The sequence below is a fragment of the Pantoea sp. CTOTU46764 genome, from assembly GCF_031974595.1.
GTDB lineage: Bacteria > Pseudomonadota > Gammaproteobacteria > Enterobacterales > Enterobacteriaceae > Pantoea > Pantoea trifolii.
In genome coordinates, this window is record NZ_DALYOQ010000067.1 from 17,587 (window position 1) to 27,344 (window position 9,758).

At 53.9% G+C, this 9,758-nt stretch carries 12 protein-coding genes; 10 read left to right on the top strand and 2 right to left on the bottom strand.

Going from position 1 to position 9,758, the window contains the following annotated elements; genetic code table 11:
- Positions 1 to 81: 81 nt before the first annotated feature.
- Positions 82 to 1,173, bottom strand: a complete 1,092-nt coding sequence (gene ompC / locus RTM06_RS18280; RefSeq protein ID WP_312184094.1) for a porin OmpC — start codon at positions 1,171 to 1,173, stop codon at positions 82 to 84.
- Positions 1,174 to 1,419: 246 nt separating this feature from the next.
- On the opposite strand from ompC, the gene proB reads away from it, so the two are divergent.
- From proB to RTM06_RS18295, 3 genes are all read left to right on the top strand, one after another.
- Entirely contained in the window at positions 1,420 to 2,523 is a 1,104-nt protein-coding gene (gene proB, locus RTM06_RS18285; protein ID WP_256695717.1) for a glutamate 5-kinase, read from the top strand.
- Positions 2,524 to 2,533: 10 nt separating this feature from the next.
- A complete protein-coding gene (gene proA / locus RTM06_RS18290; protein WP_312184110.1) occupies positions 2,534 to 3,787 on the top strand; it encodes a glutamate-5-semialdehyde dehydrogenase in 1,254 nt (417 codons plus the stop codon).
- Between the two features lie 353 nt (positions 3,788 to 4,140).
- Positions 4,141 to 4,872, top strand: coding sequence for a S24 family peptidase (locus RTM06_RS18295; protein WP_312184097.1), 732 nt, complete (start codon positions 4,141 to 4,143; stop codon positions 4,870 to 4,872).
- A gap of 73 nt (positions 4,873 to 4,945) precedes the next feature.
- On the opposite strand, the gene RTM06_RS18300 is transcribed toward RTM06_RS18295, so the two are convergent.
- Positions 4,946 to 5,245: a hypothetical protein gene (locus RTM06_RS18300; protein ID WP_256695719.1), complete on the bottom strand. Its 300-nt coding sequence runs from the start codon at positions 5,243 to 5,245 to the stop codon at positions 4,946 to 4,948.
- 42 nt (positions 5,246 to 5,287) lie between these two features.
- On the opposite strand from RTM06_RS18300, the gene RTM06_RS18305 reads away from it, so the two are divergent.
- From RTM06_RS18305 to RTM06_RS18335, 7 genes are all read left to right on the top strand, one after another.
- Positions 5,288 to 5,566, top strand: coding sequence for a hypothetical protein (locus RTM06_RS18305; RefSeq protein ID WP_256695720.1), 279 nt, complete (start codon positions 5,288 to 5,290; stop codon positions 5,564 to 5,566).
- Between the two features lie 183 nt (positions 5,567 to 5,749).
- Entirely contained in the window at positions 5,750 to 6,217 is a 468-nt protein-coding gene (locus tag RTM06_RS18310; RefSeq protein WP_312184100.1) for a hypothetical protein, read from the top strand.
- Positions 6,214 to 6,564: a hypothetical protein gene (locus RTM06_RS18315; protein WP_008108960.1), complete on the top strand. Its 351-nt coding sequence runs from the start codon at positions 6,214 to 6,216 to the stop codon at positions 6,562 to 6,564. Before RTM06_RS18310 ends, RTM06_RS18315 begins: the two co-directional genes overlap by 4 nt.
- Positions 6,561 to 6,854, top strand: coding sequence for a hypothetical protein (locus RTM06_RS18320; RefSeq protein ID WP_061717524.1), 294 nt, complete (start codon positions 6,561 to 6,563; stop codon positions 6,852 to 6,854). Before RTM06_RS18315 ends, RTM06_RS18320 begins: the two co-directional genes overlap by 4 nt.
- A 202-nt stretch (positions 6,855 to 7,056) precedes the next feature.
- Complete coding sequence (locus RTM06_RS18325; RefSeq protein ID WP_312184103.1) at positions 7,057 to 8,802, top strand: glycosyl hydrolase family 28-related protein; 1,746 nt, start codon at positions 7,057 to 7,059, stop codon at positions 8,800 to 8,802.
- Positions 8,803 to 8,974: 172 nt separating this feature from the next.
- Positions 8,975 to 9,268, top strand: a complete 294-nt coding sequence (gene yafN, locus RTM06_RS18330) for a type I toxin-antitoxin system antitoxin YafN (protein WP_179451753.1) — start codon at positions 8,975 to 8,977, stop codon at positions 9,266 to 9,268.
- Positions 9,265 to 9,669 (top strand): type II toxin-antitoxin system YafO family toxin, encoded by a 405-nt coding sequence (locus RTM06_RS18335; protein WP_312184106.1) that lies wholly within the window; start codon positions 9,265 to 9,267, stop codon positions 9,667 to 9,669. The genes yafN and RTM06_RS18335 overlap by 4 nt, the downstream gene beginning before the upstream one ends.
- Positions 9,670 to 9,758 lie beyond the last annotated feature (89 nt).

Here is a 9,758-nt window from a genome sequence, read left to right on the forward strand (position 1 = left end):
TCCCCAGGAGCTTACTGAAGTAAGTGACTGGGGTGAACACACGCAGCCAACGCCCCTGCAGCGTGAAGGATGAAGAGTATTTTAGAACTGATACGTCAGGCCAACTGCAACAACGTCATCGTTGTTCAGGTTCAGCTTGTTGTTGTCATCCAGCTGGTTGATTTTGTAATCCACGAAGGTCGACATGTTTTTGTTGAAGTAGTAAGTCATGCCCACGTCGATGTATTTAACCAGATCCTCGTCACCGATCCCTTCGATGTCTTTGCCTTTGGTCTGGATATAGCCGAGGGACGGACGCAGGCCGAAGTCGAACTGATACTGCGCGACCACTTCGAAGTTCTGCGCTTTGTTAGCAAAACCACGCGTGCCGATTGGCGTCATGTTGCGGGTTTCGGTGTAGATAGAAGCCAGGTAGATGCTGTTAGCATCGTATTTGATACCCGCGCCCCATGATTCCGCTTTATCACCGCTACCCAGCGCTTGCAGCTGCTGCTGGTTAGTGCGGTCAGAAGAGGTGATGGCAGACATCAGGCTGATGCCGGTGTCAGCGATGGTGTAACCCAGTGACGCACCGTAACCGTCGCCGTTCTGGCGCGAAGTATCGGTGATGCTGCCACGGGCGTTGGCGCTGGTGGCGTCGTTTTTGCCCTGATATTGCAGCGCGAAGCGCAGGCCATCAACCAGACCAAAGAAGTTGCTGTTGCGGTAAGTGGCCACGCCAGTTGCACGCGCAGTCATGAAGTTATCGGTACGCGCCGTACCGTCACCGCCGAACTCTGGGAATACGTCAGTCCAGGCTTCTACGTCGTACAGCACGCCGTAGTTACGACCGTAGTCGAATGAACCGTATTGACCGAATTTCAGACCAGCAAAGCCCAGACGGGTTTTGTTGCCAGCGTTGGCGTCTGAACCTTCAGAGTTGTTCGCGTTGTACTGATATTCCCACTGACCGTAACCGGTCATCAGGTCATTAATCTGCGTCTGGCCTTTGAAACCGATACGCACATAAGATTTGTCGCCGTCGCTTGACGTGTTATCGCTGAAGTAGTGTTCAGCTTTAACACGGCCGTAGAAGTCCAGTTTATTACCGTCTTTGTTATACACTTCTGCGGCGTTTGCGGTGGAAGCCAGTGCCAGCGCTGATACAACTAATGCCAGTGTGCTCTTCTTCATTTTGCTATCAATCCCAATGAGTAAAATTTGTTGTACCCGTGAAAGGTTTTGTAAAACACGGAACTTTTTACCGGGTGGTGATGAACGTTTTATGACAGTTTTTCGGATTTCTTGTTAATCGCGAACTTTTGGTCTACCGCATTGTCAGGGGATTTTTGTGCTTTTCCCCTTGCTGTTGTTGGCTTCCTTGCTCACTCCTGATAAAACGTCCCTTCGCAGATTTTTTTCTTACATGGCAGGAAAAACATGAGTGGCAGTCAGACCCTTGTGGTCAAGTTGGGAACTAGTGTCCTCACCGGCGGTTCACGTCGGTTGAATCGGGCGCACATGGTGGAGTTGGTTCGTCAGTGTGCGCAGTTGCACGCGGCAGGCCATCGCATTGTTATCGTCACCTCTGGCGCAATCGCTGCCGGACGCGAACACCTTGGTTACCCCGAACTGCCACCTACCATCGCCTCAAAGCAGCTGCTGGCTGCGGTGGGGCAGAGCCGTTTGATCCAGCTGTGGGAACAACTGTTCTCGATTTACGGCATTCACATTGGGCAGATGCTTCTGACGCGCGCCGATATGGAGGACCGTGAACGTTTTCTCTACGCGCGTGACATGCTGCGTGCGCTGCTCGACAACCACATCGTGCCGGTGATTAACGAGAACGATGCGGTGGCGACCGCCGAAATTAAAGTGGGCGACAACGACAATCTGTCGGCGCTGGCGGCGATGCTCGGTGGCGCAGATAAACTGCTGCTGCTGACCGATCAGCAAGGGCTGTTCACCGCCGATCCGCGTACCAATCCGGAAGCGGAGTTGATCAGCGACGTGCAACAGATTGACGATGCGTTACGCACCCTCGCGGGCGGCAGCGTATCCGGCTTGGGAACCGGCGGCATGGCAACCAAACTGCAGGCGGCGGACGTCGCTTGCCGCGCCGGCATTGATGTGATCATCGCCGCCGGCAGCCGTCCGGACGTGATCAGCGATGTGCTGCATGGCAAACCGGTCGGCACGCGTTTCCACGCGCAGCAGTCGCCGCTGGAGAACCGTAAGCGCTGGATCTTCGGCGCACCGCCGGCAGGCGAAATCACCATTGATGATGGCGCGCTGGCCGCGATGCTGGAGCGCGGCAGTTCGCTGCTGCCAAAAGGCATCCGTGACGTGCAGGGCAATTTCTCGCGCGGTGAAGTAATCCGTATTCGCAATCTGCAAGGGCGCGATATCGCCCACGGCGTCACGCGTTATAACAGCGATGCCATGCGCATGATTGCTGGCCATCACAGCCAGGAAATCGGCGAGATCCTCGGTTACGAATATGGCCCGGTAGCGGTGCACCGCGACGACATGATCGTCAGTTAAGGAGCGGATGATGTTAGAAGAGATGGGTAAAGCGGCGCGTGCTGCGTCGTACAAACTGGCGGAACTCTCCACCGAACAAAAAAATCAGGTGCTGCTGAGCATCGCCGATCGTCTGGAAGCGGAAAGCGCGGACATCCTGGCGGCCAACGAGCAGGATCTGGCGGATGCGCGCCAAAACGGCATGAGCGAAGCGCTGCTCGATCGCCTGACGCTCAACCCGCAGCGCCTGAAAGGCATTGCCGATGACGTGCGTCAGGTGTGTCGCCTGGCGGATCCGGTTGGTCAGCTGATTGACGGCGGCCAGCTCGATAGCGGCCTGCGCATCGAGCGTCGTCGCGTGCCGCTCGGCGTGGTTGGTGTGATTTATGAAGCGCGCCCTAACGTGACTGTTGATGTGGCATCGTTGTGCCTGAAAACCGGTAACGCGGCGATTCTGCGCGGCGGCAAAGAGACTTATCGCACCAACGCCGCCACGGTGCGCGTGATCCAGAATGCGCTGACCCAGCACGGTTTACCGGCGGGCGCGGTGCAGGCGATTGAAAACCCGGATCGCGAGCTGGTGAATCAGCTGCTGAAGCTTGATCGATACGTCGATATGCTGATCCCCCGCGGCGGCGCGGGTTTGCACAAGCTGTGCCGTGAAAACTCCACCATTCCGGTGATCACCGGCGGCATCGGCGTGTGCCATCTCTATCTTGATGAAACCATGGAGACTGAGGCCGCGCTGGAAGTGATCGTTAATGCCAAGAAGCAGCGTCCAAGCGCCTGCAATTCGCTGGAAACGCTGCTGATCCATCGCGGTCAGGCGGACAACTTCATTCCGGCTTTCCTGCAACGTATGGCGCAAGAGAAGATTGCGCTGCACGCCGACGAAAATGTGCTGGCGCTGCTGCAAAACGGTGCTGCCGAGGTGGTGGCGGTGCAAGCAGAAAATTATGATGACGAATGGTTGTCCAACGATCTGAACGTTAAGCTGGTGGCGGATATCGATGAAGCCATCGCGCATATACGTGAACACGGCACGCAGCACTCTGATGGCATTCTGACGCGCAGCATTGGCAACGCCAATCGCTTCGTCAACCAGGTTGACTCATCGGCGGTATACGTTAACGCCAGCACGCGCTTCACCGACGGCGGCCAGTTTGGCTTGGGTGCCGAAGTGGCGGTGAGCACGCAGAAGCTGCACGCGCGCGGTCCAATGGGACTTGAAGCGTTGACCACCTACAAATGGATAGGTTGGGGCGACGATACGCTGCGTCGTTAATGTTCGCCTCTGCATGACAATGGGCACCGAAAACGGTGCCCATTTTTTTTGCTTTCGATCCACTCATTCCAAGAGCTTTTTGATTTATTTCTGTCATCTATGGCGGGCTCGCGGCTTTTCACCCATTTTTTCCTTTAGATGCTGGTCTTATAGCTACAGAACAATCCTGAAAACCCCTGTCAGAACAAGCGATATAGCACTGAACACTGGTTTTGGCCTAAGCGAGAGGGATAATGATTGTCCAGCTTCATTGATAAAAGCGGTTGGGTAGTAAACTGCCGGTAATATAAAATGAACTGGTAGCAAAAATGAAAATAACATTCAGTCTTTTACTGAAGGCAGATTATTAACTGATGGTTAAAAAAGAGAGTACGAGACAAGCATTCACTGCCAGGCTGATTGCCGCATGCGAAAGCGCGGGAATTGTCGGACATGGACGAAACAAACAGGTTGCGCTTGCGCTGCAAGAGAGGGGATGCAAGATCTCAACGCCGGGGGTGTGGAAATGGTTTAACGGACAATCGATACCTGATGATAATAATTTACTGGCGCTTAGCCAGTTACTCGACGTGCGCGTTGAGTGGCTGCAATTTGGCATGGAAAAACCGGCCGCGTTGCTGACGCAGCGCAGTTTAGTCGATCCACAGCAGCTGTTTCGCGTTGAGAGTTTGGATATCGGCCAGCAAGGCGTGCGCAGTAGTTCTACGCGCGATGAACTGGTGGAGACCATTCAAGCCATTGAATATGGGTTGGAAGAGGCGCGGGTGCTGTTTAACGGCCGCCCGGCCGAGAATATTCGCCTCATCGCACTCAACAGCGATTCGATGGCCGGCACCTTCGCGCCGCGCGATCAGCTGTTTGTCGATATCAGCGTGCATCGCTTCGACGGCGATGGCATTTATCTGTTCACGCTTGACGATCAGCTCTATCTCAAACGCCTGCAACTTCAGCACAAAAAAGTCGCGGTGATCTCCGATAACAAGCGCTATGAAACCTGGTATCTCACGCTGGAAGAAGCCAGGACGCTGCAAGTGGTGGCGCGGGTGATCATGAGCCAGGCGCGGGATTATCAAATACTGGGCTGATCACAAAACGCCAGATTGCGACAAAAAAATATTTTGGCTGAAATCATAAATTTAACTGCTGGTAAATAAAAAATTAACCATTGGTGTTTGCCAATGCATTAGAACCTGTTAATAATTTGAGCATGGATGGACAACATATCTGCTCACGGATGAGCCCGCTCTTAAACAATTGAGGCGCTGCACAAGCGCGATACATACCATCCAAAGTTAGTGAACTTTGGGATGGGGTGGATACGCACTTTGCAGCGTTGTCAGTTGCCCTCTGTTTTTCACTCTCCTCTACTTCACCCTGGCCGCGAATGCAGCCGGGCGAGTTGACGTCGAGTATTTTCCGGAGGAACAGCGAACGCGTCGGCATCAGCCGCATCGCCATGCCTGCCACCCCATCGCCAAAGACTCATTAACAGGAGGAGTTATGGCGATTATCCAATATGGGAAGTCAGTATTTACCGGCAATGCACGCACACGCCGCCATCGGCGACGTCAATCCCTCAGCCGCCTTAAGCGCAGCATCGATAGCGCACTCGGCATCGAATACGAAAATGTCACCCTACGTACTGCTGAACGCATCTGCCAGCGCCAGACGCTGTCGCGCGTGGATTGCGCCGTGTTAGCGCCTGCCCGCGTTCAGCAGGCGCAAGCGAGCGTCGATAACTGCTGTTTGCCCCACGTTTACTTGTACGCCGTGCGCTAAACCTGCATCACTTTCCCCAGTTTTAAACGGAACGTTCCATTGTTGCTCACTGTTTAACCATTCTTGAGCGTTTCGCTTACCAAACAACGCGCTCAATGCTGTAAACGATCAGCGGAATTTATGTTTTTTTGCTGTTTTGCGCAGCCATTTTCGGACTGTTGCGCCCGTCAAAGAGGAATTTCTATGAGCCAGATTATTGCCATCCTGAATTTCGAAGAGGGTTACCGCGAAGCGCCTTATCTCGACACACTGGGTTTTCCCACGGTCGCGGGCGGCATTCGCATCGGCCCAAAAGGTGCCTCGCTCAGCAACTACATCTTCCAGGTGCCGCGTCCGGTGGGCGATGTGTGGAAGCAGTGCATTGTTGAGGGCAAGGTGCAGCAGATGCATCAACGTGCGCTGGTGCAGCAGGCACTGGCCAAATGCAATGAAGCGCGCTGCGATGTGCTGATCAGCATGGGCTATCAACTGGGTATCGATGGATTGGCGATGTTTCGCGGCATGCTCACCGCGATTACTCAGGGCGACTTCAATAGTGCGGCGAACGCGATGCTCGATAGCCTGTGGGCGCGTCAAACCTCGGGCCGCGCGCGGCGCCATGCCGAAGTGATGCGCAGCGGCACCTATGACATCTATCGGGGACTGCTATGAATCTGAAACTGTTGATTTTTATCATTGCGGTGCTGCTGGTGATCATTGTGGTGCTGATCATGCAGCGTTTCACCACGCTGGAGTTCGTCAAACATGCGCGGCTGTTATTCAAAACCTGGTCGGTGTGGCTGGCGTCGCTCGGTTCGATGCTTAGCGCATGGGTGCAATCGTTTCCCAGCGCTGCGCTTGATGCCTGGAACAGCATGCCGCCCGATGTGAAAGAGATTCTGCCGCACAACTATTTGGGGCTGATTGGGGCCTTTATGGTGGCGATGGGCGTTATTGCTCAGTTCGTCCGCCAGAAAGGCCTTAACCAGCAGAAAATCGCCATGGAGGAAAAAGCATGACACTTCTCACCACATTGCTCGGCGGCAGCTGGCACTGGCTGGCTGCGTTGGCGGGCGTGATTGCCGCGCTGGTCGCCAGCTACTTCGGTGGCAAAAAAATCGGCAAGGTGCAGCAAGCATCCAAATCCGCCGTCGAGCGCGCCGATAAAGCCGCGGCGCAAGCGGTAGCGGTTAACCAGCAGCAGCAACAGCTGCGCGAGGAGGCCAAACGTGTGGAAGCCAGCAACCTTAATCTTGATGACGCTGCTGCTCGCGACAAGTTGCAGCAGTCGAAATACCACCAGCCCTGAAGCCCCCGTCGTTATTGACTCAGCCTGCACCCTTTTTTCCCCGATTTACACCCACGGCAATGACGCCGAACGCATGGACGTTCGCACCGTGCGCGCCATCAACAATCACAACGATCTTTGGGATCAGCACTGCGGCCAACCGGCTCACTAACGCTGCTCTCTTGCATTTGCATTACCTACCCGAAAAGCCGAGGAGGCTATAATGATCGAAGTTAACTCTTACGCAGAACTGCGCACCACTGTTCCGGCCAAAAACGGCGATCTGGCATTCTTACGTCGCTACAACGCGGACTCCACCTTCCACGGTGGCGGTGATTTTACCGGTTTTATCGGCACCACAACGGCGGTTGAAGATGGCGGTACGCTGGTGATCGGTAACGGTTTTTACTGGAAACGCGTGATTAACGATCCGTCGGAGATCAACGTGTATCACTTCGGTGCCAAAGGCGATGGTTACGCCAACGATACCGACGCCTTTAACCGCATGCTAGCGTGGACGCAAAGCTATTCGGGCAATATCACCGCGTTGCCGGTGCGTTTCCCTGGCGGTAAATTCCTGATCAGCCCGATCGACATCAGCGGCACCGAGCGCGCCTTCTTTGGTTTGCAAGGCGATGATGTGGAGCTGGGTTCGTTGCCGCGTACCACCATTATTTCCGACAAAAGTGCCAACACGGTGTTCAAGGTGAAGGCGCGTCGTACCTCCATCCGAGGTATTGCGTGGAACGGCCAGGCATCGGCCGATATCACCACCAACAAAAGCACCATCACCTCCGATATGTGCAGCAACGTGCAGCCGTTCTTCGAAAACACCTGCATCGAAGGCACCACCGTCAATATCTACTGTTTCCGCGCGCAGAATAACGGCGGTACGGTGATTAAAGTGCTGGATACCCTCGACAGTAAATTCGACCAGATTTACACCCTGTATACCTACGCGCGCGTGTTTGATGTTGGCTGGTCAAACTCGCCGAAAGGCGCGTGGGATCACTCCACGGCGATTGAGCTGTGTAACTGTAACTTCCAGACCGGTTACGGCGACGCCACGCTCTACATGCCGCGTGTGACGCAGGGAATTATTCGTAACGTGTGGATCGAGCACACGCGTAATCCGGGCGATCTCTCTGACGGCGGCTGGACGGTGGATACGCTGAACATTGAGGATTGCGGCACGCCGTTGAATCTCAACAATGCGCGCGTGGTGATCCGCCAGCTCAACCTGCAATCCGGCGCGAAACTCAGCCTGGATGCCGCCGCCGGACGTTGGTTGTCCACCTTTGAATATGGCTATCGTCGCGACGAAAACTACGGCACCTTCATGACCGGATCGCTGCGCGCCGGCTATTACAGCGGCTACAAAATTACCAATAACACCGATACCGATAATTGGTACCGCGTCGGGCAGCTGTTCTTCCCGAACGCCAACCAGCAGTGGGTGATGGAGTTTATTGGTAAAGCGGATGCGACTCAGCCCACCGGCACAGCGGGTTCGCCGGTCAACGTGGCGGCGACCGGTAAAACCTGGGTCAATCTGCAGCGCCTGGAAACAGTGTGGGCCGATGCCTATCACATGGGGCAACCTGCGGTGCTGGATATTCGCTACAGCCGCGTCGGCACCACCTATGCGGCGGTGTGGGTAAAACTGCGCGCCAACAGTGGCGATACCATGCTGAACCTGAAATGTACCGGTCCAACGCGTTTCGATACCGGTTCCTGCTCGCTGTTCCAGCAGGACTTCTCGGTGGTGACCGATACCACCAAAATGGGCGGTTTCAAACCGGCGGCGCGTTTTGGTCTGCATAACGGATTGGCGGGAATTGGGGCGAACGAGAAAGGGGTGCTAACTGTCGCTACGGCAGCCGGCACACCGACCAACAAAACGGCGCCGACGGGCTTTGTGCTGGTCAACATTAACGGTGTCGATCGTAAACTTCCTTATTACGATTGAGGGCTGGCATCTTTTTGGCGAGGCTTCGGCCTCGCTTTTTTTTTAGCCGGAATAACGGCATTTTTACTTTAAGTCCGTTAAATCACCTCCGTATAATTTTTAAACACAAAAATTGATGTACACTTTGATGTGCATTATGCTGTGTTTAATAAATATGATGAGAGGTAATTTTATGGAACGCATTCTCGCAGAAAAATCGATAAACATTACGGAGTTGAGGAAAAATCCCGCTAAGTATTTCATTGATGAGCCGGTTGCCGTTCTCTCCAATAACCGACCCGCAGGTTATATGATCAGTGCTGAGGTGTTTGAAGAGCTTATTGATCTGTTGGAAGAGAAACAGGGAAAGGTGCATACCGTGGCGCGATTCAGACCCAACGCTAACCGCTTAAGTGATATTGCGGAGAGTGGAGAGAAACTGCTGCAAGGCGCTTCTGACAAGGATTTGACAGAGTTCACCGAATGAGCATAAGGGTTTTTAAATCAACCTTGATCCGCCAGCAATTGAGCCCGGCAGAGCTTGATGATTTGGCGGCGGATTTTCTTTCCTACAAAAAAGACGGAGAGTTGCCCGATACATTTGGTCGGGATGCTCTTTATGATGATGACCGAACCTACCCATTGGTAAAAGAAGAACAGGTGGCTCACATTCACCTTGCCGATGCGGAGGCACCTTTTCCCAAATTCTTACGTCAGTTCAAACGCACCAGCGATCAGGCCCATTTGGTTTATTGCCGGGGTGCGATGGATGCAGATGCCTATTTACTGATAATCATCCTAAAACCCGAAGCGCATAAAATGGCGCGCAATAATAACAATATGCACAAGATCGGAATGATGGCCGAAGCGTTTAGGATGAAGTATTAAGTTATTGAAATTCCCTCAATGCTTTTCAGTTAAGAAATCATTTTGCTTTAAATCTGGTGCGGGCTCTGACACATCTGCTGCGTCACGGG

Excerpts from the sequence above, each read along its gene's own strand:
- ompC (WP_312184094.1), bottom strand. The coding sequence starts at position 1,173 with ATGAAGAAGAGCACACTGGCATTAGTTGTATCAGCGCTGGCACTGGCT.
- proB (WP_256695717.1), top strand. The coding sequence starts at position 1,420 with ATGAGTGGCAGTCAGACCCTTGTGGTCAAGTTGGGAACTAGTGTCCTC.
- proA (WP_312184110.1), top strand. The coding sequence starts at position 2,534 with ATGTTAGAAGAGATGGGTAAAGCGGCGCGTGCTGCGTCGTACAAACTG.
- RTM06_RS18295 (WP_312184097.1), top strand. The coding sequence starts at position 4,141 with ATGGTTAAAAAAGAGAGTACGAGACAAGCATTCACTGCCAGGCTGATT.
- RTM06_RS18300 (WP_256695719.1), bottom strand. The coding sequence starts at position 5,245 with ATGGCGATGCGGCTGATGCCGACGCGTTCGCTGTTCCTCCGGAAAATA.
- RTM06_RS18305 (WP_256695720.1), top strand. The coding sequence starts at position 5,288 with ATGGCGATTATCCAATATGGGAAGTCAGTATTTACCGGCAATGCACGC.
- RTM06_RS18310 (WP_312184100.1), top strand. The coding sequence starts at position 5,750 with ATGAGCCAGATTATTGCCATCCTGAATTTCGAAGAGGGTTACCGCGAA.
- RTM06_RS18315 (WP_008108960.1), top strand. The coding sequence starts at position 6,214 with ATGAATCTGAAACTGTTGATTTTTATCATTGCGGTGCTGCTGGTGATC.
- RTM06_RS18320 (WP_061717524.1), top strand. The coding sequence starts at position 6,561 with ATGACACTTCTCACCACATTGCTCGGCGGCAGCTGGCACTGGCTGGCT.
- RTM06_RS18325 (WP_312184103.1), top strand. The coding sequence starts at position 7,057 with ATGATCGAAGTTAACTCTTACGCAGAACTGCGCACCACTGTTCCGGCC.
- yafN (WP_179451753.1), top strand. The coding sequence starts at position 8,975 with ATGGAACGCATTCTCGCAGAAAAATCGATAAACATTACGGAGTTGAGG.
- RTM06_RS18335 (WP_312184106.1), top strand. The coding sequence starts at position 9,265 with ATGAGCATAAGGGTTTTTAAATCAACCTTGATCCGCCAGCAATTGAGC.